The organism is Tractidigestivibacter sp. (assembly GCF_057241865.1).
This window is the reverse complement of record NZ_DBHHPX010000010.1, coordinates 44,626-69,966: the sequence shown is the minus strand read 5'-3', so window position 1 is coordinate 69,966 and position 25,341 is coordinate 44,626. Positions and strand designations below refer to the sequence as shown.

General features: G+C 62.2%; 24 protein-coding genes. 7 read left to right on the top strand and 17 right to left on the bottom strand.

Features of this window, described 5'->3' with window-relative positions:
- Positions 1-75 precede the first annotated feature (75 nt).
- The 4 genes from ACO59D_RS05050 to ACO59D_RS05035 all read right to left on the bottom strand — a co-directional run bounded on the left by ACO59D_RS05050 (position 76) and on the right by ACO59D_RS05035 (position 2,087).
- Complete coding sequence (locus ACO59D_RS05050) at positions 76-894, bottom strand: HAD family hydrolase (RefSeq protein ID WP_485126037.1); 819 nt, start codon at positions 892-894, stop codon at positions 76-78.
- Between the two features lie 27 nt (positions 895-921).
- Complete coding sequence (locus ACO59D_RS05045) at positions 922-1,254, bottom strand: hypothetical protein (protein ID WP_485126036.1); 333 nt, start codon at positions 1,252-1,254, stop codon at positions 922-924.
- A 58-nt stretch (positions 1,255-1,312) separates the two neighbouring features.
- Positions 1,313-1,612, bottom strand: a complete 300-nt coding sequence (locus ACO59D_RS05040) for a hypothetical protein (protein ID WP_130812919.1) — start codon at positions 1,610-1,612, stop codon at positions 1,313-1,315.
- Between the two features lie 127 nt (positions 1,613-1,739).
- Positions 1,740-2,087, bottom strand: coding sequence for a PadR family transcriptional regulator (locus tag ACO59D_RS05035; RefSeq protein ID WP_485126035.1), 348 nt, complete (start codon positions 2,085-2,087; stop codon positions 1,740-1,742).
- A gap of 408 nt (positions 2,088-2,495) precedes the next feature.
- Here ACO59D_RS05035 and ACO59D_RS05030 point away from each other — a divergent pair, with 408 nt between their 5' ends.
- A complete protein-coding gene (locus tag ACO59D_RS05030; protein ID WP_485126034.1) occupies positions 2,496-2,993 on the top strand; it encodes a helix-turn-helix domain-containing protein in 498 nt (165 codons plus the stop codon).
- Between the two features lie 139 nt (positions 2,994-3,132).
- Positions 3,133-4,695 (top strand): serine/threonine protein kinase, encoded by a 1,563-nt coding sequence (locus tag ACO59D_RS05025; protein WP_485126033.1) that lies wholly within the window; start codon positions 3,133-3,135, stop codon positions 4,693-4,695.
- A 48-nt stretch (positions 4,696-4,743) separates the two neighbouring features.
- Here the strand turns inward: ACO59D_RS05025 and ACO59D_RS05020 are convergent, their stop codons facing one another.
- Positions 4,744-4,908 carry a hypothetical protein gene (locus ACO59D_RS05020; RefSeq protein ID WP_485126032.1) on the bottom strand — a complete coding sequence of 55 codons (165 nt, stop codon included), beginning with the start codon at positions 4,906-4,908 and terminating at the stop codon, positions 4,744-4,746.
- A 639-nt stretch (positions 4,909-5,547) separates the two neighbouring features.
- Between ACO59D_RS05020 and ACO59D_RS05015 the strand changes: the two genes are divergently transcribed.
- Positions 5,548-6,657 (top strand): DUF6591 domain-containing protein, encoded by a 1,110-nt coding sequence (locus tag ACO59D_RS05015; protein ID WP_485126031.1) that lies wholly within the window; start codon positions 5,548-5,550, stop codon positions 6,655-6,657.
- A 167-nt stretch (positions 6,658-6,824) separates the two neighbouring features.
- On the opposite strand, the gene nagA is transcribed toward ACO59D_RS05015, so the two are convergent.
- The 7 genes from nagA to ACO59D_RS04980 all read right to left on the bottom strand — a co-directional run bounded on the left by nagA (position 6,825) and on the right by ACO59D_RS04980 (position 13,280).
- Complete coding sequence (gene nagA, locus ACO59D_RS05010) at positions 6,825-7,985, bottom strand: N-acetylglucosamine-6-phosphate deacetylase (RefSeq protein ID WP_485126030.1); 1,161 nt, start codon at positions 7,983-7,985, stop codon at positions 6,825-6,827.
- A 115-nt stretch (positions 7,986-8,100) separates the two neighbouring features.
- Positions 8,101-9,270, bottom strand: coding sequence for an AgaS family sugar isomerase (locus ACO59D_RS05005; RefSeq protein ID WP_485126029.1), 1,170 nt, complete (start codon positions 9,268-9,270; stop codon positions 8,101-8,103).
- Between the two features lie 24 nt (positions 9,271-9,294).
- Positions 9,295-10,023 (bottom strand): GntR family transcriptional regulator, encoded by a 729-nt coding sequence (locus tag ACO59D_RS05000; protein ID WP_485126028.1) that lies wholly within the window; start codon positions 10,021-10,023, stop codon positions 9,295-9,297.
- A 139-nt stretch (positions 10,024-10,162) separates the two neighbouring features.
- Positions 10,163-11,254, bottom strand: a complete 1,092-nt coding sequence (locus ACO59D_RS04995) for a PTS system mannose/fructose/sorbose family transporter subunit IID (protein ID WP_485126027.1) — start codon at positions 11,252-11,254, stop codon at positions 10,163-10,165.
- Entirely contained in the window at positions 11,244-12,050 is an 807-nt protein-coding gene (locus ACO59D_RS04990; RefSeq protein ID WP_485126026.1) for a PTS mannose/fructose/sorbose/N-acetylgalactosamine transporter subunit IIC, read from the bottom strand. The genes ACO59D_RS04995 and ACO59D_RS04990 overlap by 11 nt, the downstream gene beginning before the upstream one ends.
- 122 nt (positions 12,051-12,172) lie before the next feature.
- Positions 12,173-12,655 carry a PTS galactosamine transporter subunit IIB gene (gene agaB, locus ACO59D_RS04985; protein ID WP_485126025.1) on the bottom strand — a complete coding sequence of 161 codons (483 nt, stop codon included), beginning with the start codon at positions 12,653-12,655 and terminating at the stop codon, positions 12,173-12,175.
- A gap of 190 nt (positions 12,656-12,845) precedes the next feature.
- Entirely contained in the window at positions 12,846-13,280 is a 435-nt protein-coding gene (locus tag ACO59D_RS04980; protein WP_485126024.1) for a PTS sugar transporter subunit IIA, read from the bottom strand.
- A gap of 405 nt (positions 13,281-13,685) precedes the next feature.
- On the opposite strand from ACO59D_RS04980, the gene ACO59D_RS04975 reads away from it, so the two are divergent.
- On the top strand, positions 13,686-14,618 hold the full coding sequence (locus tag ACO59D_RS04975; protein WP_485126023.1) for a 1-phosphofructokinase family hexose kinase: 933 nt from the start codon (positions 13,686-13,688) through the stop codon (positions 14,616-14,618).
- Between the two features lie 30 nt (positions 14,619-14,648).
- Here the strand turns inward: ACO59D_RS04975 and ACO59D_RS04970 are convergent, their stop codons facing one another.
- Positions 14,649-15,425, bottom strand: coding sequence for a DeoR/GlpR family DNA-binding transcription regulator (locus tag ACO59D_RS04970; protein ID WP_130812906.1), 777 nt, complete (start codon positions 15,423-15,425; stop codon positions 14,649-14,651).
- Positions 15,426-15,722: 297 nt separating this feature from the next.
- Between ACO59D_RS04970 and ACO59D_RS04965 the strand changes: the two genes are divergently transcribed.
- Entirely contained in the window at positions 15,723-16,574 is an 852-nt protein-coding gene (locus ACO59D_RS04965; RefSeq protein ID WP_485126022.1) for a class II fructose-bisphosphate aldolase, read from the top strand.
- Positions 16,575-16,673: 99 nt separating this feature from the next.
- Here the strand turns inward: ACO59D_RS04965 and ACO59D_RS04960 are convergent, their stop codons facing one another.
- The 4 genes from ACO59D_RS04960 to ACO59D_RS04945 all read right to left on the bottom strand — a co-directional run bounded on the left by ACO59D_RS04960 (position 16,674) and on the right by ACO59D_RS04945 (position 23,007).
- Entirely contained in the window at positions 16,674-19,712 is a 3,039-nt protein-coding gene (locus ACO59D_RS04960) for a glycoside hydrolase family 3 N-terminal domain-containing protein (protein WP_485126021.1), read from the bottom strand.
- 349 nt (positions 19,713-20,061) lie between these two features.
- Entirely contained in the window at positions 20,062-20,517 is a 456-nt protein-coding gene (locus ACO59D_RS04955) for a PTS sugar transporter subunit IIA (protein WP_485126020.1), read from the bottom strand.
- Positions 20,518-20,526: 9 nt separating this feature from the next.
- On the bottom strand, positions 20,527-22,047 hold the full coding sequence (locus tag ACO59D_RS04950; protein ID WP_485126019.1) for a PTS fructose transporter subunit IIC: 1,521 nt from the start codon (positions 22,045-22,047) through the stop codon (positions 20,527-20,529).
- Positions 22,048-22,050: 3 nt separating this feature from the next.
- On the bottom strand, positions 22,051-23,007 hold the full coding sequence (locus ACO59D_RS04945) for an ROK family protein (protein WP_485126018.1): 957 nt from the start codon (positions 23,005-23,007) through the stop codon (positions 22,051-22,053).
- A 237-nt stretch (positions 23,008-23,244) separates the two neighbouring features.
- Here ACO59D_RS04945 and ACO59D_RS04940 point away from each other — a divergent pair, with 237 nt between their 5' ends.
- Together ACO59D_RS04940 and dtd are read left to right on the top strand one after the other, a co-directional pair.
- Positions 23,245-24,795, top strand: coding sequence for a carboxypeptidase M32 (locus ACO59D_RS04940; RefSeq protein WP_485126017.1), 1,551 nt, complete (start codon positions 23,245-23,247; stop codon positions 24,793-24,795).
- 1 nt (position 24,796) lies between these two features.
- On the top strand, positions 24,797-25,255 hold the full coding sequence (dtd, locus tag ACO59D_RS04935; RefSeq protein ID WP_485126016.1) for a D-aminoacyl-tRNA deacylase: 459 nt from the start codon (positions 24,797-24,799) through the stop codon (positions 25,253-25,255).
- Positions 25,256-25,341: the final 86 nt, after the last annotated feature.

The following is a 25,341-nucleotide window of genomic DNA, read 5'->3' as shown; positions in this document are numbered from 1 at the left end:
ACCCTCGCGGCAAGGGCAACGTCCCAGCCGCCAGCCTGCGGGACGGTCCCGCAGCGCTATCCCACCCCGAAACCGCTACGCCGAGAAGGGCCACTCCCCCGCCGCTAGGGCCTCTATTGCCTTGGCCACGGCATCCTCGTCGCAGCGCCCGATGTGCCAGCGCGCGGCGGCGGCTGCCTCCGGCTGCGCGTTCGCTACGGCCACAGAGTTGGGCACCGCCGAGAAAAGCGGCAGGTCGTTGCCCCCATCGCCAAAGGCGACGGCCTCGTCTGCCCCAATGCCGAGAAGGTCGCACAGCATGCGCGCGCCGGACCCCTTGTTGTAGCCGTGCGGCATCACGTTGGAGTATCCCAGCAGCGCGTAGTCAAGGTCGAGCTCGGGCACCTCGCGCGAGAGTCTCGCGATTAGCTCGCGCGTACCCGTCTCGTCCGTGTCGACAAACACGTTGGCCTTGACCACCTTGGCCGGCACCGCATCGACCGGCACGCACCTCTCGGCATATGCGGGAAACGGACCCTCAAGGTCTTCTCGGCTTCCCGCCACTAACAGCGGCGTGGCGCCGTCAAAGCAGAGAAGCCCCGCACGCGGCGTAGCGGCGAGAATCTCAGCCAGACGCACCAGCGCGTCATGGGGCTGCAGCTGCTCGTGGACAAGCTCGCCATCGAGGTAGACCTGCAGGCCATTGGTCGCGAGGCAGGTGGCGCAGCACGCCCCGTCGCCCCCGAAGAACGGCGGAATCCAATCGACGCCGCGACCGCTTGCGGGGCCAACGTGGATGCCCGCCGCGAGCGCCGCATGGAATGCGTCGATGGTGCGCCGTGAGACCCGGCCCCGCCCGTGCGGGAGGATGGTGTTGTCAATGTCGCAAAGGATGAGCTTGGTGTTTCTCGGCATTTTTTCTCCCGTCTCTGCCCGCCTGTGCTACAAGGCGGTTACGGTTACGTCTCCCATCTCAGCACTGGCCTCAATGACCTTCTCGCCAGTGCCCCTCGCCACTGTACCCGACTGAACCTCGTCTCCGTCAAGTGCGGCCTCCCCCATCTCGACGGAAAGCTCGAGCGTCGCGTTGGAGAGGTCAATATCGTTCACGTCGACGTCGTCCATCTGGGAGGAGACGCTCGTACGAGCAGAGCTCACTCCTTGGAGGTTGACATCGTTCATCTGGGAGGAGGCGTCTATAGACGCAAGCTCGATTCCAGTGGGAGCCATAACGGTGATGGTGATGCCGTCGCTGCTTGTCTGCTTCTGCGACACGTGGAGGACGCCGTCGCACACTTCGTACTCAAACGGAGTATCTTCGGCACCGGTGTAGCTAACCCTGACCGCACCCTCTCTTGAGCACTACGTCCGAGCAAGCTGCACTCACGTCCACGGACGAGAAGTCCTCGGTGACGGTTGCATCAACGCTCCCTACGTGCAAATCCGCTTCCGCGCGGCTCCAAAAGACCGCCCAGCACACGCAGCACACTACGATGACACCGAAAACCATAACCACGATGCGCCCCAAATGCCGCCTGTGCGTGGGCTGCGGCTTTACGCCAAGAGATCCGAGCATCCCATCGGGTTTACCAAACTCGGCTATGGTCGCAGTGGCCGCGTCCTTCTCAGACATGCTCTAGGAGAGAAGCTCCACGCACCTGTCTTCCATCATCTGGCAAGCTCGTCCTTCGCACGGCACGCTTCAAGCGTCTGGGGGAGCTGCGAGAACACGGACTCGAGGCAGTTCCTGATGTCATCCATCACGCACCGTACCCTTCCATAAAGCGACCAATGACATCCTCGGTAAGCCTCCACTCTCTGCATCGCACCTGGTAGCGGTCAATTCTCGCAGGGGTTACGCGATAGTAGGTGCGTCGCTTGCCGTTCTCCGCAGCCTGTGGGATCTCCTCGACGAGACCGCCCCTCTCCAGGTGCGCGAACGCCGAGTAGAGCGTGGTCTCCTTAACCGTGTAGAGCCGCCCGAGATCAGGCAGGTATACCTCGAGATCTCGTAACCGTAGGATGGTCTCCGCAGAAGCACGAAGAGGACCATGGAATCGATGTAGCCTCGAATGAAGTCGCTGCTTATCTTGTCTGGCACGAGCCACTTTCCCGCGTGATGCTACGTCTATCGTAGTATCTTCGCTACCAGAAGCGTGCTACGACAAATGCAGCATATGGAGGGAAGGGCATCTCCTGCCGTAGGCGCTGGAGTAACGCCGACAGGCGGCACCCGCCTCGGCTCCCGACATGTCACACGTCTCTCTCTTCTTCGGAGAACATCGCCAGTTCCTAAACGACGGGCGCATTTTCGCGGGTCATCGGAACCAGTTTTAAGAGATGGCGATACTCTCCGCAGCTGTGGGGTGGAGCACAAGGACCAGTGGCCTCATCCGGGACTGACGCATGTCAAAAGCGCACTCGCTTTTCCGTCCGCCCTCAAGGGAGAACTCAAGAGGGGTACGATTGCCTCAGCCGCAAGTCGCGCAGCTTCTCACACAGACGTAAGGAGCCACATGCCTAAAAAGGAACGCCTGACGGAGGACCTTCTCATGCGCCTCCTAGCAGTGCCTGACGTGGAATCCTACCTCGACGAGCCGGGCTCCACCGTAAACCGTGACCTTCCCCAGTACCTGCGCGAGCTTCTGGACGAGAGGGGCATGAAGCGCGCAGAGGTTGCGCGTGCCTCTGGCCTCAATGGCACCGTTGTCTACGACATCTTTGCCGGCAAGAGTCGCCCTGGCAGAGACCACTCCATCATGCTCGCCCTGGGAATGCGATGCTCGCTCCGCGAGACGCAGCGGCTCCTGCGCCTGTCCGGCGTCTCGGAGCTGTGGCCCAAGGTGCGCCGGGATGCTATTATCATCTGGTGCATCAATCACGGCTTTGATCGCTCCACCACCGACGACAAGCTCTGGGACTTGGGCGAGCAGACCCTCTTCCACACCGGCCGGCTGCGCGCCGGGCAGGTAGGCGGCCATGTGGTCAGGCGGTCGCCCTCGTCTGCCCGGTGATTTTTCAGTTGTCAACTGAGGAGTGCCCCTCCCGAGTTGAATATCATGGATGAAAGCCGATCCTCACCTGCAAGCCGGCAGTCGTGCCGACGTGTGAGACGGGACCAGGGGCTTGAATAACGACCAGGCAATGCATGCAATGAGCGTTGATGACTCCTACCATGTGGAGCATGTTCTCGCGCGTGGACAGGAAGGCATCACCGACCTCGTCACCCTGGACGGGACGGGTCCCTTCGTGCGCAAACGCATTCCTGCTACACGCGCCCGCCGGGGCGTCTGGGCTACGCTCCCCGAGATAGACTGTGCGCGGCTCCCCCATATCGAGGCGACGTATGAGATGCCCGACGAGTTCATTGTCGTCTACGACTACGTGCCGGGAGAGACCGTGGAGCAACTCGTCGAGAGTCGCGGCAAGCTCGACCCCGCCAAGGCCCAGCGGCTGGTTGGCGAGGTCTGCCAGGCGGCCTCAAAGCTCCACGCCCATGACATCGTGCACCGCGATATTACCCCCTCGAACGTGGTGGTTGCTGCTGACGGTGCCCACCTTATCGACTTCGGCATTGCCAGGCTAAGCTCCGAGGACGCCAAGGGCAGCGACGACCAACTTGGTACCTGGGGCTTTGCTGCCCCCGAACAGTACGGCTTTGCCAAGACCGACGCCCGATCGGATGTGTACTCCATAGGCCGACTCTTGGGCTACCTCCTCACAGGCGTTCACCCCGAGGACAAGGAGGGCTACGAGCAGGCGCTTACCTCACCGGACGTATCCGCTGGCCTGCGGGCGGTTGTTCTCAAAGCAACGGAGTTCGAGCCAAGCGCACGCTACCAGAGCGCAGCCGAACTCGAGCGGGCGCTACAAAACGAGCCCAGAGAGAAATACACCGCTGTCGCCGGACCCGACCCACACGCATCCGCGGGCACACGCATATCGCATGGGTCGCATCGCGCCCGCACGATAGCCCTTGTCTGTGCCATCACTGCTATTACTGTGGTAATCGTGCTTCTCGCCATTCAATACCTCGCGCAGAGCGAGACCGCTAGCACCAAGGCAACCAGTAACATCACTTCAAGCGGTGGTGCGACCTCTGTCGCTACGCCGCAGGACAAAAAGGACGCACAGACCACTGTGGACGCCCTCTCCGTTGGCGAGTCGCACTGGTCGGTGAGCAACGGCAGCGTGTATGCCGAGTTCTCGCTCACCAACAACTCCAAGAGCACGGTTGTCTTTCCTAGCGTGACCATTACCGGCTATGCAGGCGATGGCAGCGTCCTTTTCTCTGACGAGCAGGTCCTCTTGGTCCTTGCTCCAGGCGACACGGCATACCAGAGCACTGCCCTCGACGGCTCAACGGCACCCGCACACGTAGAGTTCACGCCGAATAGCCCTACCGCCGACACGCTGACTAACGATACCCCGCCCTCGCTCTCGACCGCGAATATCTCCGCTAGGGCCGATGGCCTTGGTGGCATCACCGTCTCGGGCACCGTAATGCTCGACAAGGACGGCTCGTCGTTCGCGTTGAGTCCCAACTACGGCGTGTGCCTCACCGCCATCCTGCGCGACGCCTCTGGGAACATCGTGGGCGGGGGCGTCAGCTTCCTGAGCTCGCATCCCAAGGAGGGCTCGAGCATACCGTTCGACGTGCACATATTCGAACGCGTTGACTTTACCACCTGCGAGGTCCACGCACTGCCTTGGTAGGGATCACGCACGACCGACGCACCTTGGCCGGAAAGTCCGGCCTCACTCCTACAGGCCCAGGGTCTGACGCTTCTTCGCGTCGAACTCCTCCTTGAGCGGGGATGCCACCATATTCTCGAGCACATAAATCATCGAACCGTTCGAGAGGGTGTCCTCAGCCCCGTAGCTATTGCCGCGCCCGTTCTGCGAGTTTCTCCGTACACCCAGCGCCACGAGCGCGTGCTCGTCAAATCGAGCAGATCTCCCAGCGCATCACCTACCATGCTGGCCGAACCAATGCCATCCAGGTCGCCCACTGCGGCACTCGAGACGACATGGCTCCATCGCCTGGCAACGCCGGCAGATCTGCCGGAGACGCCAGCGAGATAGCTTCGCCTGCAAAGGCGACATTGAAGACGTATCTGCCATTGACCTTGGTCACGATGGCGCATGGCACCCCCACGTCATCGAGCACCTGCTCGAGGGGGGAACCGTTTGGGGAAGCACGAGACCCTAAAGCTTCCGTCAGACACCGTCAGCACGAGTATTAGGTGCTTGTTGGTGAGCGTCAAGGCGGTCCATGCCCCGTCGCTCACGAGGCTAACGACACCGCACTGGAGAACGACGAACTCTCCCTGCTCAAGATTGCAAGACTTCATGCTCACCCCCGGGGCAAGCGCTTGCCCCAGCCTGAGCCGAGGCACCGACAAGGTCCATCTTAGGAAGCGCTTGAGAATTTCCTCAGTTGCCAGCCGAAAACTGGTGGTGGAATTCAGTTGGCAACTGAGGAAATGGCCAACGTCTCTTCTTAGAGTTGACTCAGCAGGAACGTAACCCAATAAACCCAAGTTCAGGCATGAGAGAGGGGCGTCCATGGAATGGGAGAAGGCCGATAGCACAGGCGGTTCTGGGGCATCGTCTGGCGAAGGGATGCCCAAGGGCAAGAAGGGTGACAAGGGTAAGGTCATCCTGATCGCGATTGTCGCACTGGTTGCAATCTTTATGGCCTCAAGCTGCAAGGGCCAGTCGGGCGACGCCAAGAACTCAAAGGCGGGCTGGCCCACGAGCGGGCTCGCGGCCATGCTTCCCGAGCCCGGCACAGACGACTTCAATATCGACACCAATACTGATAACGTATTTTCCGCGACACTCGCCAAGTACTCGAGCAGTGATTACTCGAGCTACGTGGATGCCTGCAAGGAGAAGGGCTTCACGGTCGAGTCGAACATGGCGACGAGCGCCTATACTGCCTTCAACGAGGGGGGCTACAAGCTCAGGCTCTCCTATTACGAAAACAAGGAGGAGCTCTCCGTCGGCATAGAAGCGCCAGACGAAATGAACACCATCACCTGGCCCACCAGCGGTCCGGGATCGCTGGTTCCCGCTCCCCCGTCCACGCAGGGCTCGATCGTGCAGGACTCCCCCAACGTCTACGCGGTGAACGTTGGGGGCGTGGACAAGGATGCCTTCTCGGCCTATGTCGCACAGTGCAAGAAGGCTGGCTTTGACGTGGACTACAGTGGCGGCAACACCCACTTCCAGGCGAGTAACGCAGACGGTGTCAAGCTCCGCATCGACTACAAGGGCGCCAACGTCATCTCCATCAGAGTTGACGTCTCTGATGCAAGCTCTACGGGCAGTGACACCGCTACGAGCTCCAGCTCTAACGCCACTCCCACCGACTCCTCTACGACGACCGACGCATCCCTCGTGACGCCGGAGTTCAAGGAGATGATGGACTCCTACGAGGAGCTCATGAACAAGTACTGCGACTTCATGGTCACCTATAGAAATGCGAATGCCGCCGACCAGGCGAATATGTTTGCGGACTACACCGACCTCATACAGCAGGAGGCAGACTGGGCTAAGCGCATGTCTGCAGTTGACGAGAGCACGCTCAACGCCGCAGATGACGCCTACTACATCGAGGTCCAGGCGCGTGTGATGCAACGCCTCCTCGAGGCGGACGTACAGGCGCAGTAGGAACTCCGGCAGCGCGCATGAGCCGTCCCCTGGTTCGGTCGGCACCAGGGGACGCTCTTCTCGTCTGCCTGTGGCCAAATCTGCAGCCACTACGTCGAGAAGAAAGGCTCCGGCACCAATTTGACGCCGGAGCCTAGCTTTCGCGAAGAAACAGAAGTGCCCCGTCCCTACTCCGTCGGCACCAGCTTGCCGCCGACGTAGGTTGCCTGGAGCGTCATATCCGCTGCGTAGACGTTGAAGTCCGCATTGCGCCCGGGCAGCATGCTGCCGCAGACGCCATCCACGCCAGCCGAGCGCGCAGCGACCTCGCTGCCCATGCGGATGGCCTGCTCGGGCGGGACAATGCCCCAATCAACAACGTTCTTCACGCCGCGGGCCAGCGAGAGGACAGAGCCAGCGATGCTGCTCATGTCGGCCAGGTAGCAGAGGCCATCCTTCATGACAACAGGCAGGCCGCCGCTCATGTACTCGCCCTCGGGCATGCCGCCACAGGCCAGGCAGTCCGTGATGAGCACGACGTGGTCCCAGCCCTTGGCACGGATGAGGGCAGCGCAGGCAGCGGGCTGCACGTGGTGGCCGTCGACGATGAGCTCGGCGTACGTCGAGTCGGTAGTCATGGCGCAGCCAAGCACGCCAGGCTCGCGCTGGCGGAGGCCACGCATGCCGTTGTAGGTGTGCACGAAGACCGTCGCGCCGGCATCCACGGCCGCCATCGACTGCTCGTAGGTGGCGTCGGTGTGGCCGATGGCCGCGGCGACGCCCTCGGAGGTCACGCGCTCGATGTAGTCGATGGACTCGGGGTATTCCGGAGCAAGCGCACTCTTGCGGATGAGGCCACGAGCCTTCTTCTGCCAGCCCTCAAACGCCTCATACGAAGGAGGCACGAGATACTTGGGGTTCTGGGCGCCCTTGTGCTTCTCGGTAAAGAAGGGGCCCTCGAGGAAGATGCCTGGAATGCGAGCGCCAACAAACCCCTCGTCGCGCGCATCGACGGCATCTGCGATGGCCTCGCACTGCTCGCCGATGCTCTCAATGGAATCGGTAAAGGTGGTGGGCAGCCAGGAGGTGGTGCCGCGCCGGGCAAGCGCAACGCTTGCGTCGTTGATGCCCGACGGGTCGATGTCGGTGGTTGCGTGGTTGTGGAACCCGTGGATGTGGGTATCAACCAGGCCTGCGCCAACGTAGGAACCAGCATGCTCGACGACCTCGCAATCGGGCTTCTTGGTGGCAAAGGTACCAAACTTGCCGTCTTCCACCATGAGGTAGCCCTCGCCGGCGAGCCTTCCGGGGAGGACGAAGTGCGCGGCGTGGACCGCATACGTTGCCATTGTCGTTCCTTTCAAGACGCCCTTACCTTGCATAGAGGGGCGGGCGTCCGACGGGGTTCAAAATCAACCAAGGTATACCCTTGGGGTCCCACGCCAAACGCCCCACGACAACAAACTACAGGCTAAACGGGTGAATCGTCACGCCCTTGACCACGCGGTTCACGGTGCCGGTAGGCGAGGGGGTGTCGGGGGTGTTGCCAACCTTGACGGAGGCATTGATCGCGACCGTCTGGGCGAGCATCGCGAACGGGAGAGCAAGGTACGCTTCGGGGAGAAGCTCGTCGCCATCGAACGAGAAGGCCTCGCCCTCAAAGTCGCTGCCGGTACGCTGCTGAATGCCAACGGTGGCCAGCGCGATGCCGTCGCCGTTGATCTCGTTCAAGATGTCGAGGTCGTACTGGCGGGTGTAGGGGTCGTTGCTCACGAAGTCAAAAACGAGCGTCTTGGGGTTGACGAAGGACTTCGGCCCATGACGATAGCCCATCGAGGAGTCAAACGAGGTGGCGATGCGACCAGCGCAGAGCTCAAGGATCTTCAGCTGGCCCTCGCGCGCGAGGCCGGAGAGGGAGGCGGAGCCCAGATAGGTGACACGGTCAAAGTCGCGACCAACCCAAGCCTCGATCTCTGACTCACGAGAGACGACCTCTCGGCCCATCTTGGCCGCACGCGCGACCCAAGCGCGCTTCTCCACGAGGGGTGCCCGGTCAAAAACCAGGGCAGAGAGGAGCAGCATGCAGGAGTAGCTGCCCGTCATGGCGAAGCCCTTATCATTTGCACGCGGGATGAGCAGCGTGAGAGCGCGGTCGTCGTCCTTGGACTCCTGGGCGAGCTTGCCCTCGGAAGCGCAGGTCACATTGAGATATAGGAGATCCTTGGCAACCTGTCCGACACGCTCATAGGCAGCCATGCTCTCGGGGCTGTTGCCACTGCGCGCAAATGAAACCATGACGGTGGGGTCTTCAGGGCGAACGTAGTCGAGCGGCGCGCATACGACATCTGTTGTGGCAACCGGGGCAAACTCGAATGCATCGCTATCACCAGCATGGCGCAGATACGGAACGAGCGTGTCGCTCACGTAGGCCGAGGTGCCGGCACCGCAGAAGATCACGCGAGTGCGATGAGAGCCGCCCAGCTCGCGGGCCCTAGCGAGAAATGCATTGATGGCGGCGAGGTTGTCCTCGTAGATCTTGAGGGTGTCCTCCCACAGGTCGGGCTGCTGGCGAATCTCGTCCGTGGTGATCCGAGCGCCCATGGACTCGAGCGTGGCCTCGTCCTTCTCGAACATGCCTTCTCCTCCCGGGGGCCTTCCCTAGCCCCGATAGTGTGAGACCTTGTACTTGAACTGGTCAGCGCGTGCCACGCTGCGCGTGTACTCGATGGCCGTGTTCTTGACGTTATAGGTGGTGCGGTAGAGCTTAAGAACCGGAGCGGATTCGGGGATGCCCAGCAGCTCGGCGTCATCCATATGGACAACGCTGGCGCAGAACTCCTCGTCTGCGACGCGTATGGTCTCGTGGTAGACCTTCTCGACAATGTCATAGAGCGGCTGGCGCTCCACATCCTCGCGAGATAGGCCAATGAACTCAGAGGCCGGCAGGTAGGTTCGCTCGACCATCATAGGCGTACCGTCTGCAAGCCGCAGCCGCTTCATGCGAATGACCGGGTCTCCTATGCGAAGCCCAAGGCATGCGGCAATGTGCTTTGGCGCCTCTCGCGTGTCGAACTCCAGAACCACCGTCTGAGGAACCCTTCCCAGGCTCCTCATTTGCTCCGTGAAGCTGTAGGTGCTCATAAGGTTCGTTGCCTCGCGCGTGGTGTTGGCGACAAACGTGCCTCTGCCGTGCTGCCTTGTCACAAGTCCCTGCTGCTCAAGCTCCGCCAAGGCCAGTCGCACAGTCGTGCGGGAAAGACCATACGTCTCGCAGAGCTCACGCTCGGAGGGAAGCAAGTCACCGGGACCCATCTCGTTCTCGATCTTCTCGTGGAGAAGGTCGACGAGCTGGTCGTAGAGAGGCTGCTTCCTCGAAATGGGGTTCATGGCTCACCGTCCCAAAAAGGCGCGAGCACGCGCAAGCGCACCCGCACCAACCATTGTCCAGAGAATACGCCGCACGTGCATCTTTGAAGAAGCACGCCCGGGGCGGCGGGCCGCCCCGGGAACGCGGCAGTCTTAGAACCTAGCCCCAGATGCTGGGCCAAATGCCAAATCCAGCACCAACGATGCCGATGGCGAGCACGAGAACGATACCCTTGATGGGGGTGAAGTTCTTCTTGGAGAACAGGTAGTACAGGAGCATGACGAGCGCGAGCGGGACAAGTTTGGGGCAGATGCTGTTGAGGATGCTTGCGATGTCGATGGTGACCGGGGTGGTCACAGTCGTCATGTAGGTGACCTCGCTCATGCCATTGCCAAGGTCGGTCGCGCCAGCGGTCACGGCGTTGCCGTCGGCGTCGGTGGTGGCGAGAGGCGCACCGTCAGCCGAGACCATGCCAGAGAGCACGGTGCCATCGGTGTCGGTGGAGATGACCTCGAACTTGCTCACGTCACTGGTGGGGACGGTCGTGGTGTGGGCAACATAGGACTGACTGGTGCCGTTGGGGATGGTGACGTTGATCTGGGTGCCACCCATGGTGACGGTGAGGCAGCCAACGACGAAGACGCCGAGGATGGAGGCGGCACGGGTGAACGCCTGCATGTGCTCCATGAGGGAGTCGAGCGCCGTCATGCCCATCTTGTAGGACCAGTTCATGAGGCCAAAGCGGATGGCGAACTGGATTACGTTGAAGACGACGAGGAACAGGATGGGGCCAAAGATGTTGCCCGCGATAGCCATGTTCGAGGTAATGCCGGCCAGGATTGGCACGAGCGTCATCCAGAAGATGGCGTCGCCGATGCCACCAAGCGGGCCCATGAGGGAGACGCGGACGGCGCGGATCGTCGGGATGTCAACCTTCTTCTGCTCCATGGACAGGATGATGCCCATGGCGAAGGTGACGAGGAACGGGTGGATGTTGAAGAACTCCATGTTGTGGGTCATCGAGAGGGCAAGGTCTTCCTTGTCCGTGTGAATCTTCTCGAGACCAGGGAGGATGGAGTAGAGCCAACCTGCGGACTGCATGCGCTCATAGTTGAAGGACGCCTGCAGGAAGCAGGAGCGCCAGGCCATCTTGTTGAGCGTAGCCTGGTCGAGGTTAGGGGCAGGAGTGAGGTCCTGGTAGTGGGTCGCGCCCTCGAAACGATTAACGGTCTCAGTCTCGTTAGATGCCATCTTCCTCACCTCCATCGGTGTTAGCAACTGCAACGGAGCCCTTGAGCTCGGTGTTCTGCTGGTAGTCCCAGTAGGCGATGCCGAAGCCGATGAGGGCCAGGATCAGCAGGGCCGGGGTTGCCAGGGAAGAGATGCCGGAGACGATGATGGCAAGGCCGAAGCCCATAAAGTAGAAGCCCCACATATCGCGGTTCATCATGAACTTGAGCAGGATGGCAAAGCCGACGAAGCGCATCATGCCACCGGCAGCGGAGAGGCCCTTGCTGAGCCATACGGGAATGGCATCAACGACGGTCTTGCCAACGGCCTGGCCACCGATGAAGAATAGGGTGACGACGACGCCGAAGATGAGGCCGAGCAGGCACATCGAGAGGTAGTTGATGTGCTCGATGCCCTTGGGGTTAGCCTCGGCGGCGTACTGGTCGCACTTGGACATAAGGGGCGACATGATCGTGAAGATCAGGGTCACGCCGTACTGGCCGAGCAGGGAGAACGGGATGGCAGTAGCGACAGCGGCATTCGGGTCAAGATCGAGGGTAATTGCTAGAATTGCTGCCATGATGCCACCGACAACCGCGTTGGGCGGCTGGGCACCTCCGATTGGCATATTACCAATCGTCATGAGCTGGTACGTGCCACCGACGATGAGGCCGGTCTGCACGTCGCCAAGGATGAGGCCGATCACCGCACCGGTGACGATCGGCTGATACAGAGACTCGAGGAAGCTGAACTGGTCGATAGCCGCGATGAACGTGACGATGAAGACCAAGATCACCTGGAGTGCGTTGTATTCCATCCTTGTTCCTCCTTTCCAATGGTTCCTGTACCACGTGCAACGGATAGAGAGAAAGCCATCGCCAGCACCCGTCCCTCACGGGTGCGTACGGCCAAACATGGGTTGCTGCAAAGACGAGGAGGCTACGAGAAGAGCTTCGCGGTTGCCTCGACAGGGGTGCTCGGAACGCGCTGGATCGAGAGCTCCACGCCCGCACCTTGCAGTGCACGGAAGGCCGCGACGTCCCCGTCATTCACTGCGACGGAGGTGGCAACCTGGCGCTTGCCCTCAGACATGTGCATGTTGCCAATGTTGAGCTTCTTGATGGGCACGCCGCCCTTGACGAGACGCAGGGCGTCCTCGGGGGTCTCGACGATGATAAAGATGTGCTGACGCGGAGCCGCCTTGTGGATGACGTCGATGGTCTTCTGGATAGAGAAGTACCTCGTAGCGACACCCTGCGGAGCAGCCATGTTCATAAGCTTCTGGCGCATGGGGTTGGCGGCGACCTCGTCGTTTGCAACGAGCAGGAGGTTGGCGCCGATGGTGCTCGTCCACTGGGTAACCACCTGACCGTGAATCAGGCGGTTGTCGATCCTGGTAAGAAGAATGTTGGGCTCAGCCATACCTGCTTCCCCTTTCTCATACCCTCCCGCAGTTTGCGGGCGAGAGCTTCCCTGCCAACGACCTAAAACGTTCGACGCATTCCGGAGACCGTACTCACTTTTCGGCCATCTCCTGAATCGCATAGGCAACGCCCATGGTGGCGATGGGTATGAGCAGCACAGGGGCCAAGCACGTTCTGCCAGAAGCCCATTACAGGCCTTCGCCCTCGAAGTCATCCTCGTCCTCATCGACCGAGAGAACCATATGAGCAACACCCTCCTTGCCTGCCTCCACGGCGCAGTCAACAAGCTCCTGTGTGGTGGAGTCGGGCACGCGAGTGGTGAGAGCCTCGAGGAGCATGGGCAGGTTGGTGCCCGCGACAACCTCAACACCGGGAACAGCCTGGGTGTTCATCATTGCCTGGTTGAACGGCGTGCCGCCCATAAGGTCACAGAAGACGACGACGCCGCTATTGCGCTCAGCGGATGCCGCAATGGCACCTGCGAGCTTTTGGGGGAACTCACCGGCCTCGTCCTCGTGGAACGGGACGATGTCGAACTCCTCCTGCGACCCGGCAATCATCTTGACGGAGCTCTCGAGCCCCACGGCGAAATCTCCGTGACCAGTGAGCACAAATCCGACCATGCACGTCCTCCTCTGACGGAATCCTCAACTCACCATACGGGCCAGAAGACTTCTGGTTCCGTTTGGGAACCTCCCTGTTACATCCGTCGTGCTTTCCGGTTACTGGTTATTACCACGTTTCAACTAAAGCCACTTTACAAGACCTTCGTAATTAGTCCAGAGAAATTTTGGTTTTTCTGTCCTGTATGCCGCTTACGGGAAAATTCATATCGGTCACAGATATTTCTGCTGGTAGTGGTCTCTTTATCCAAATACCAGCTTGTCTTACCCCAAGATTTATCGCATACTCTCATACTATTTCTGGTATATCAAGTGATTGCCACCAACAGACGGGCTTGTATTGGTCGCTATGGTCTTTCAGGAACTGGTATTATATTCGCACCCCAGAACACAGGGAGGAGCGCCGTGATTCTCACCGTCACGCTCAACACCTCTATCGACAAGGCCTATCGCATCCCCTCCACCCTCGAGCGTGGCACCGTCATGCGCGTGGCGGAGTGCATCGACAACGCCGGCGGCAAGGGCCTCAACGCCTCGCGCTCCGTTGCCACGTGCGGCGAGGAGGTTCTCGCGACCGGCTTTGTGGGCGGCAACAATGGGCGGCTTCTCTGTGAGCTTCTCGACCGTGACGGAATTCCCCATGACTTTGTTGAGGTTGCAACCGAGACGCGCTGCTGCGTGAACGTGCTCGAGCCCGATGGGCTCTCCACCGAGTTCTTGGAGCCTGGCCGCGAAATCACGGAAGGGGAGCTTGGGACCCTTGAGGGGCATCTCTCCTCGCTTGCCGCATGCGCGGACGTGGTAACTATGAACGGCAGCTTCCCCAGGGGCCTGCCCGCAGACACCTACGCGCGTCTCATCAAGCTAGTGCGCTCGCTGGGCAAGCCCTGCATCCTTGATACCTCAGGGACCACGCTCAAGAGAAGCATTGACGCCCTCCCCACTATGGTGAAGCCCAACACCGACGAGATCGGCCAGATACCCGGTCGCAAGGTCTCCTCGACGGACGAGGTCATCACGGCCGCACGCGAGCTTTGCAAGCGCGGCATTGCGCAGGTGGTGGTGTCTCTTGGTGGTGACGGCGCTGTGATGGCATGCGCGGAGGGGACTTTCCGCGGCATTGCCCCCAAGATCGAGGTCGTAAACCCCGTGGGCGCAGGTGACACCATGGTTGGCGCGTTTGCCGTGTCGATGGCTCGCAAAATGAGGCCCACAGAGCAGCTGCGCTACGCGATGGCCTGCGCAAGCGCCAACTGCATGTCTGCCTCGACCGGTCACTTTGACATGGAGGTTGCCCGCGGACTCATGGACGGTACTAGCGTGGAGCGCGTGGCGTAGGGGCACTCGGCTTGTAGGTTGTTCTCGGCCCTACTCCCCGGCTAGGAACAGCCGGGTTGGCACGTCCTCAAGACAGCTGGCAACGGTACCTTCGGGGTCCTTCTCCATCACGATGACGTCGGCGTCACCAACGTCGCCAAAGAAGAAGAGGCCCCGAGCGCCCACTTTGCTTGCATCCATGAGCACACAGGCTGTGCCCGCGCATGCGAGAAACGCCCGCTTGAGCTCGGCCATGCCCTCGTAGCCGGTCATGAAGCCTCGGCCAGGGGCAAAGGCCGTAGGGCACACGAAGGCGACGTCGGGTCGCAGCATGGAAAGCGCCGAGACCGCCACGGCACCCGAGGTGTAGCGGTGGCCCTTGCGAAGCGCCCCGCCCAGAAGCACGACCTCTGCCGAGGGCATCGAACGGTCAACGTAGTCGGCAATGGTGAGGTCTGCGGTCACAATGGTGACCCCGCCCCTCTCGCCAAGGGCACGCACAAGCTCGAGGCCCGTGGTCCCCGTGTCCACGAGCACGGCTTGGCCCGGCTCCACAAGCGTTGCCGCCACGCGCGCAATGGCACGCTTGGCCTCGGCGTTCACGTTGACGCGCAGGTCCTGTATCGACACCGTGAGCGTACGGGAGAGCGACACTGCGCCGCCATGCGTACGGCGCAGCTTGCCATCACGCGCAAGGGCGTCGAGGTCTGCTCGCGCGGTAACACGGGACACACCCAGCGCGTCTGCTACCTCCGCCACCTGCACGGACGAGCTCCTCTCAAGCATTGAGAGAATCGCTGCTCGCCTCTCTTCGGCAAACTCCGTCATGTGGCACCCCCCGGCCGCTTGCATAGCGCATGTGTGCAAATCATGTTTCCAAGCCTTTGTCAAAAAGAAAGATACCACAAGATAATTTCTTTCTTTTCTGCGTTTAGGAAAGCTACGACAAGCCCGCCAAGACGCTTCCCCACTCGTCCACCTTGCACTCTCTTTTCGTTTTGTGCCACCAGATCCACCGACGTGCAAACGCATGGAGCCGCACCGGCAACCACGCACGATACAATCGCCTTGCACGATAGGGAAAGCCCCGCGACACGAATCGCGGGCATGCGAAGGGAGAGTACGATGCTCGTCACAACCAGGGAAATGCTGCTCGACGCCCAAGCCGGCCACTACGCCGTGGGTGCGTTCAACGTGGAAAGCCTCGAGTTCGTGATGGCTGTCGTCAAGGCAGCCGAGGACAAGCACTCCCCCGTCATCATGCAGACCACCCCGGGCACCGTGAGGTACGCCAGCCTCGACTACTTCGTTGCCATGGTGCGCGTTGCCGCCGAGCAGGCGAGCGTTCCCGTTGCCCTGCACCTCGACCATGGCGACAGCTTCGACCGCTGCATGCAGGCGCTGCGCGCCGGCTACACCTCCGTCATGATCGACGGCTCCCACGTGCCCTTCGAGGACAACATGGCCCTCACCGAGAGCGTGACCAAGGTCGCCATCGCCATGGGCGTTCCCGTGGAGGCCGAGCTTGGCAAGGTTGGCGGCAAGGAGGACGACGGTCCGGCGGTCAAGGGCGAGAACCCCTACACCGACCCCGATGAGGCCGAGGAGTTCGTGAACCGCACCAAGTGCAGCTCGCTCGCCGTTGGCGTGGGCACTGCGCACGGCGTCTACAAGGGCACCCCGCACATCGAGCAGGGCGTCCTCAAGGAAATCCGCAACCGCGTCGACGTGCCGCTGGTTCTTCACGGCACCTCCGGCGTGCCCGATGACCAGGTCGCCGAGGCCATCCAGAACGGCATCTGCAAGGTGAACTATGCCACCGAGCTGCGCCAGGCCTTCACCCATGGGTTCATGGGCTACATGGCCGAGAACCCCGGCAACTTCGATCCCAAGAAGCCCTCGAAGCCCGGCATGGAGGAGATCTACAGGGTCGTCGCATCCCACATGGACAACCTCGGCTCCACCAACAAGGCATGAGACAAGGGGAGTTCCTCCTTGTCTCATCCGAGGCCTGCACAGACAATTGTGCAGGCCCCCTTTTTGTCGAGGCCCGCACAATCGACCGTCATATTCGTGTTATCGCAGGGAAGCATTGCTCGCGCGAGACAAGGGGGAACTCCCCTTGTCTCGCCTGAGGCGGATGCCCACGAGCAGACGCCAGACGGCCAGGCCGACAAGCGCCAGCGCAACAGCTCGAAGCACGTTCAAGACGAGAGGAACCGGCGTCGTGATTGCAGAGCTTGCCGGACGTGCGGCGGCGGTATCGCCCGTAGACGCTACGTAGCTCTCGTTGGCCACACGAGCGTCGAGGTAGGCGAACAGCGCATCCTTCGTCGCACGGCGCAGCTCGCTCACGTAGCTTGCAGAGCCTGAGTCAGTCGTCAGGGAGCCACCCATGCACATCCAGAGGTCTCCGCCATGCCGCAGGGCCTGGTCACCGTTCATGTATGCCGGGTGGTCGGAGTAGTCGGTGACGACCACGCCGTCAAAGCCCCACTCGCCACGAAGCACGCCCGCGAGCAGCGCCTCGCTGCCACCCGCCCACACGGCGCCAATGCGACCATAGGAGCTCATGAGGGCGGTTCCGCCAAAGTCCTCGACCACCTGGCGGAAGGGCTCGAGGTACTCCTCGCGCAGCGCCTGCTCGCCCATCCAGGTGTAGATGCCGTCACGGTAGACGCCTGCCTCGCCGTCGTTGCAGATGAAGTGCTTGACGTAGCAGTACACGCCGGCATTTCTTGCACCCGCCACCACGTTTCCGCAGGTCTGACCAGAGAGCAGCGGGTCTTCCGAGTAGTACTCGTAGTTGCGCCCGTTGAAGGGGCTCCTGTGGATATTGGTCGCCGGTGCGTACCAGCCGGAGAGCCCGCGCTGAGAGGCCTGCTCGCCGCAAAGAAGCCCCATCTGCAGTGCCAAGTCGCGGTTCCAGGTCTGGGCGAGCACGGTGGCGCTTGGGAATCCGGTGCCGGGGTTCGTCGGCACAAAGCCGCCCACCTGCGCCGGGCCGTCGAGTTCGCGCGTCTCATAGTCGCGTCCCACGCTGGGTAGAGCCGAGGTGCCGGAGTAGCCGTTCGCGACCATGTTCTCCATCTCGGAGACCGTCAGCTGGTCGAGAAGGTTGTCCCACTGGGGGTCGTCGTAGCTTGCGCCCAGCTCGCGCCCCAGATCGGTGATGACGCCGTTCTCCTCGATGGCAAGCCCGTTCTTGGCACCCGTGGCAGGCATCGTGGCCTCACGGGCATCATCAGCCGCAAGCTGATCGGCGGAGTAGAGGTTAAGCGCGGCCACGCTCTGGGGCATCTCGCGAGAAGAGGCAACCGCAGGCCAGCTGCCCGCAAAGTCCGCGCGCGTGAGGTAGGTGATGTCCTGCCCGGAGCCCAGCCCGTCCACGCCCACGCCGTCCACTGCGGCATCGCCGGTGAACTTGTTCGAGACGGTCTCGCCGGTCTTCTCGTCTGTGGCAAACTGTCTGCCCTCGAAAAGCGTAAGCGAGAGGGTCGCGCCATCCGCCGCGTCAACCGTATGCGCGTCATGGCGAAGCGTCAGCGTATAGGTGCCGGGGTCGAGCTCGTAGCCGACAAAGCCGTTGCCGTTGGCGTCGTAGGCGTCATAGCTCGCCATCGAGCGCGCATCCACCGAGAGCGTGACGTCTTGGGATTCGCCAGGGGCAAGCAGACCGGTCTTGGCGTAGTCGCCCAGGACCACGGCGCTCTTCTCGATGCCGCCTGCCGTGTAGGGTGCCGAGTAATAGAGCTCCACGACGTCCTTGCCGGCAACGCTGCCCGTGTTGGTCACGCGCACCGTGATGGAGGTCTTGTCGCCCAGCGCAGAGCCCTGCTCCGGCTCGTCCACTACCTGCCAGCCAAAGCTCGTGTACGAGAGGCCGTAGCCAAACGGGTACTGGACCACGCCCTCATAGCCCGTGCCGTGCTCGTTCGACGTCGCACTCCAGAACCCCTCGGCATCTGCCGTCTCGTACCACTTGTAGCCCACGTAGATGCCCTCGGCGTAGTCAACGTACGAGACCTGCGTGTAGGGTTCTGGGCTCGAGAAGTTGCCCATCTGGGTGCCGTCCGCGGGGTAGAGGCCATCCGCCCCAATGTAGGCTCCCACGTGCTCGCTTGCGTTGGCATAGCTCGGTGCCGTGGAGAAGTCATAGGCAAACGTGTCCGCCGTGCGTCCCGAGGGGTTGACCTCTCCCCACAAGATCTTGGGCAGCACCTCTGCGGAGTACTGGCCCGTATATCCTGCCCACAGCACCGCGTCAACACCCGGTGTAGACTCCACGGCCCCCAAAGACATCGCGTTGGCAGCGTTTGCCACAACGATGACGTGGGCATAGTTGGCGCCCACGTATGCGAGAAGCTCTTCCTCCTCTGTTGAGAGGTCTAGCGAGGTCCGGCTGGCGTCCACCTGGACGTCACCGTCCTTTGTCGTGACCTTGTACTGCTCGAGTGGCATGTCGTTGGACTCGCCCGAGTAGCGCTGCAGGACCACGATGGCGGTGTCCGAGAAGTCCTTTGCCCCGTTGAGAAGGCCGTCCGTGTAGTAGTCGCGATTGCTGATCGAGGGCTCGTAGAGCACGCTCGACTCAGACGGCTTGCTCGCAAGCGTCTTGGGGCGCTGGCCCGCGGCATGGAAGTCCTCGTACATCTTGGTGAGGTCCTCGTTTGTCTCGATGCCGTAGGACTTGAGTGCGTCGAGCAGGCCTACCTCGGTGGAGGAGACACCGCCGGAGCCAGAGCCTCCACCAAGCCAGTCGACAGACGCCCAGCCAAACACGTTCACGCGCGTGACGTCGGGCGAGAGGGGCAGCGTCGCGTCGCTGTTCTGGAGAAGGATGGCCCCCTCTTCCTCGACCTGGTCGGCGGCCTGGCGCGCCGTGCCGTTTGTCTCTTGCACCGTCTGGGAGCTGGGCGCGTCGGCGGGCGAGCCAAAGAGGCGCGTCACCAGCGAACCCATGCTTCCGCCCAATATCGACCCCAGTACGAGCACGACTGCCAGAAAGCCCGCGGCCAGCACAAGCCCGATGCTCTTACGCACCAGGTGCGGCTTGCGCTCTTTGGGCTTCTTCCTCCCATCGGCTTGCCTGTCCTTCTTGCCAAACAGACCCATACATACCCCTTCCCCGCTCACTCTCCCTGCCATTGTCCATGCCTTCAAGGTATCATCAGGGCTCGATGCGGGGAGAGGTCCTTCATAATCGGAGCCTCTGCCACCAGGATTGGCACTCGAGGCGAGGGAGGGCGTGCATGGAGGCCGCAGAGGCACTCCGCGAGCGCGAGACGACCGTCATGTCGCTTCCAATGCAACCGGGAATTCCGAACGGTTAGCTGGGCCTAAACGGTGAATCCACACGAGACGGAGGGACGCGCGCGCCTCGCCAGCAAAAAGCCCTCCGGCATCCACCGGGTGCCAGAGGGCAAACGCTCAAGCAAGGACAGCTGAGGCCAGTCACAGAGCCTTACTGGCCAAGGCCGTCATTGATGATCGAGGCAATCTCATCTGCGCTCGTGGAGTCCAGGACCTTCTGTCGGAAGTCGGCGTCCATGAGCAGGACGGCGGCCTTCGAGAGCACGCGGAGCTGCGGGGCCGGAGAGTCGCCCTCGGGGATGAGCAGTGCGATGGCGCAGTGGACGGGGTTGCCGTCCATGGTGTTCCAGTCCACGTCACCAGCGAACTTCACGACGACGACCGAGGCCTCCTTGCTGCCTGGGCACTTGGCGTGAGGAATGGCAAAGCCGCCCATCATGCCGGTGGTGCCCTCCTCCTCACGGTTCTTGAAGGCCTCGTAGATGTCATCGGCAGAGGCAGCGACACCGTTGGCGACAAACTTGTCGGCCAAGAAGTGCAAGACCTCGTCCACGTTGGTGGCGGGGTTGTCGAGATAGACGTGCGATGCAGAAACAAATTCGCTCATGTCAACTCCTTACGAGACGCTCTCGGAAGCTCTATGTCCATCATACCGTTTGGCAAGCGCAAAGAGCACGCCGCCCGCAATGCTCCCAAGAAGAACTGCAAGCAGCCACCATTGCCAACCCGTCACCACCGGGCAGATGAGCAAGCCGCCTACGGGCGAGGGGGAGCGCACGCCCCACACGAAGCTCAGGACGGCCGCAAGCGACGATGACGCCATCATGATGGGCCGCGCCGCGGCGGGACCATCCTTCACGAAGGGAATCGTGCCCTCCGTCACGTGGGTGATCCCAAGCACGAGGTTCTTGCGGGACTCCCTGCGCTCGTCTGTCGAGAAGGCCGAGGGCACAAGGGCACACGCAATGCTCGTCACGATGGGAGGCGTCATGCACGCAGCAGACACGGCCGCCGTGATTGCGGTGCCCGCAGCATAGGCAAGGCTCCCCCCTCCCTCGAGCAGCCCCGTCATGAGCGTGAGCACGCCCGTGACAAAGGCAACCTTGTTCACGGGCCCGCCAAAGTCCCAAGCGCAGAGGCACCCCAGCAAAACTCCTGCGACGACGGGGGCCGCCAGGACGCAGGAGCCGAGGATCTCCGTAAAGACGCGGCTCATGCCAGCCGTGGGAGCAGCAATGGCGCACATGACAAGGCCCGCGACCACGGTGGGAACCAGTGGATAGAGCACGCCCACCTTGAGACCGTCTATGAGCTTGGGCAGGCGAATGAGCCCCCGCATGAGGGCCTTTGTGATGTAGCCGGCGAGAAACCCTCCCACAACGGCCCCAATGAAGCCGGGGCCTCCCGAGAACGCCAGGCCCGTGATGACACCCCAGGTAGAGGCGTTTTCGGCAAGGCCCGCCTCGGCGATAAGCCCCACGGCATAACCCGAGACAATGGCCGGCCTGCCGGCGATGGACTCGGCAATGTGGGCCGAGAGAACCGGCATGGCGAGAAGCACCATCAGCCGCCCTATGGCGTAGAGCGCATCGGGCACAAAGCCCGCAGGGGTGCCCATGAGCTGCGCCGCTGCGGTGAGAATGCCGCCAACCACGAGGAAGGGCAGCGTGTGGTTGATGCCACCCATGATGTGGCGGTAGAAGGCATGGAGGGGGCCCGTGTCATCGTCGTGCTCTGCTCTGCCCCCGGCTGCGGCAGCCGCGTGTGCCGCAGCCTTCGCTGCCGCGTCGCCTTTCGAGTCGAGGTTGGCAATGTAGTCCTCGGCAATGGAGAACGCCCGGTCGATAAGGGCATTGGGGTCCATGATGGCATCGGTCACAGGAACGATCACGGTGGGTCGTCCTGAGAAACGCCCGGCATTCACGTCACGGTCCGAGGCAACGATCGCGCCCCTCGCACGTGCAATCTCATCTGGCGTGAGCCTGCCCTCGACGCCCACCTGGCCGTGCGTCTCGACCTTAATGGTAAGGCCACGATCCTGGGCCGCCTTCTCAAGCGCGGCGGCAGCCATGAACGTGTGGGCTATGCCCGTGGGGCAACCCGTAACTGCGACTATGTCGAAAGCAGGCTCACCCATGCGCTACTCCCCCACTGACTCCTTGCGCATACGCAGCGCCTCGTAGGCACAGCCGTACATGGCTGCCTGGTTGCCAAGGGACGCCGCCTCAATGGCAACGTCCTTGCACGTGGAGAGGGAGTGCGCCTGGAAGCGCTGGCGGAGCTCGGGCGCAAACGTCGCAAACGAGCCAGCCACTCCACCACCGATGAGATACATGGCGGGATCAACGATGCAGGAGATCTGCGACATGGCAAGGGCAAGGTACTCGCACATCTGGTCCACGGCAATCTTTGCGCACTCGTCGCCCTTCGCGAGGGCACGGAACACCGAGAGCGTGTCGGTGGCGTGCTCCACGTGCACCGGCGTGACGCCGCGCCTCTCGCACTCATTGAGGTAGAGGCGAACGATGCCCTTTGCGGAGGCGTACTGCTCGAGGCAGCCGTGGCGCCCGCACCCACAGGTCTCCGTTTCGTGGGGGTTCACCGTGATGTGACCCACCTCGCCGCCGGCGCCAAAGGCACCTGCGACCAGGCGTCCGTTTACCACCACGCCGGCGCCCACGCCCGTGCCCAGGGCGATGAGCACAAAGCTCGAGACGCCATGGGCAACCCCTGCCCAGAGCTCGCCCAGCGCGGCGGCGTTGGCGTCGTTTACGAAGGCAATCGAGGCATTGGGGAAGGCAGCGCTCATCGCGGCGACAAGGCCATCCGGGTCGAGCTCGATGTTGGGGAGAAAGCCCACAGTACCGTCGTCCGCAACGGGGCCAGGGATGTCGAGTCCGCAGGCAATGACGTCTTCCGGCGTATTGTCATGGGCGGCGAGGAGGCGCGTGATGCCGTCCGTCACAACGGCAAACGCTTCCGACGTCACAAGTGCGGGCGTAGGAATCTTGCGTTCCTCGAGGAGCTCGCCCTCGGGCGAGAACAATCCCGCCTTGATGCTGGTACCCCCGATATCGATGCCGAGGACGGCTTGCATGGCTTCCCCTTTCGTTGGCTTTTCTCACCGCTGGATAGCGGCCGGGCATGCTGCATCCATCATCCCACGACAAGCCCATCTGTGCACGCCCCATGACGCAGAACGTCGGTATGGTTACGCGTTTGGCATGTCGGTGTAGGCTGCGTTCGGGCAAGGCGTGCGCCACCCCATCGACTACACTCGTTGGCATGGCTCGACCATCACTCAATTGCCCCACGAGACCATATTGGAGACATCATGGACACCAAGACACCTACCACGCCCAACGCAGCGCTTCCCAATCCCAAGAAGGACATGGCAGACCTCGACGCGCTCGAGCTTCGCCGCTTTGCGCTGCGCTACGCGCTCGATGAGATTGCCACGTTTGGCCCCTCGATCGACCCGCCCAAGGCTACGGAGGAGCGCGCAGAGGCGTTTGCCGTGCTCGACGAGGAGGCCACGCGCCTTCTCTGCGCGCCGGAGGTGGGTGCCCTGCTCGACCGCCTTGAGTCCAATGCGGGAATCATTGGCGAGACCCGTGCGGCGCAGGTCAAAATCTTGAAGCGCGACCGCGCCTCGCTGGTGAATGTGCCGCCCGAGGAGCAGGCGGCGTTTTCGCGCCTTGCCGTCCAGGCGAATGACGTCTGGCGTCGCGCCAAGGCCGCGAACGATTGGGCCAGCTTCGAGCCGTACCTTGACCGCCTTGTGGCCGCCCGCGTGAGCATGGCCCACGCCATGAACCCCGATGCCGACCCCTACGACGTGTGGCTTGACCACTACGAGCATGGCACGAGCCGCGCCTTCTACGGCCCCTTCTTCGAGAGGGTCAAGGAGTGCGTGGTGCCGCTTCTGGCAGAGTGCATGGCGTCGCCGAGAAAGCCCAGCCACCGCGTGGTGGAGGGCACCTTTGACGAGCGCCGTCAGTGGGACCTGGCCCGCAACCTCATGCGCATCGAGGGCGTGGATGCGGATGCCCTGTGGCTTGGCTCGACCGAGCACCCCTACACCGGCGGCCCCTCCATTGGCTTTGTCGCGATCGCGACGCACATCTACCCCGATAACGTGCTCTCGAACGTCTTCAGCATGCTCCATGAGGGCGGACACGCCATGTACGAGCAAAACGTTGATTCCGCCTACCGCTTCACCTCGCTCAAGGGCGGAACCAGCTCCGGCATGCACGAGTCCCAGTCGCGCTTCTTCGAGAACTACGTGGGAAGAAGCGAGGCCTTCTCCGAACAGCTCACGCGCCTTCTCGCCAAGCATTTCCCCGGTCAGCTTGGCCGCATGACGGCCCACCAGCTCTACATGGCCGAGAACTGCGCCGAGCCGGGACTTATCCGCTGCGATGCTGACGAGCTCACGTACCCTCTACACATCCTTTTGCGCTACGAGATTGAGCAGCTGCTCTTCTCGGGCGAGGCCAAGGCGGCAGACGTGCCCGGACTCTGGGCAGATCGTTGCCGCACCTACCTTGGCCTTGAGGTGCCCACGGACACCGAGGGTGCCCTGCAGGACACGCACTGGTCCGACGGCGACTTTGCCTACTTCCCCACCTATGCGCTGGGCAGCGCCTTTGGCGCCCAGTTCAAGGCTGCCATGGTTCGCCAGGGCGTGGACTTCGATGGCTGCTGCGCCTCGGGCGACCTTGCACCGATCCGCGAGTGGCTGCGCTCCAACATCTGGCACTGGGGGCGCGCCAAGGACTCCGCGCAGCTCATGCGCATGGCGTGCGGCGAGGACTTTGAGCCGCGCTATTACACGGACTACCTCGTCGAGAAGTTCTCGGCAGTCTACGAGCTGGACCGCTAGCGTGCGCGCGCTTATCCAGAGAGTAGAACACGCTGCCGTAGAGGTGGACGGCGTCGAGGTGGGGTCTTGCTATGCCGGCTACCTCGTGCTTCTCGGCGTTGGCCCCACAGATGACGAGAACGTCACCCGCCGCATGTGGGAGAAGGTGCGCAAGCTCCGCATCTGTGCCGACGCGGAGGGGCGCACGAACCTCTCGCTCGTCGACGTGGGGGGGTCGCTCCTCGTGGTGAGCCAGTTCACGCTCTACGCCGACGCGCGCAACGGCAACAGGCCCTCCTTTGCGGGAGCCGCCCCGGCAGACCGTGCCAACCGCCTCTACGGGCTCTTTTGCGAGCTTGCCGAGAGGGACCTGGGACCGGGTCGAGTGGGGCATGGCGTCTTTGGCGCCCACATGCGCGTGAGCCTTGTAAACGACGGCCCCTTCACCGTGATGCTCGACTCTGGGGAGCTTGGCTTTTGATGACGCTCGAGGTGTTGCGACGTTGGGCGTGGTAGAGTCTCTTCATGCTAGGCGACAGCGACATCTTGCAACACGAGTGCATGCAG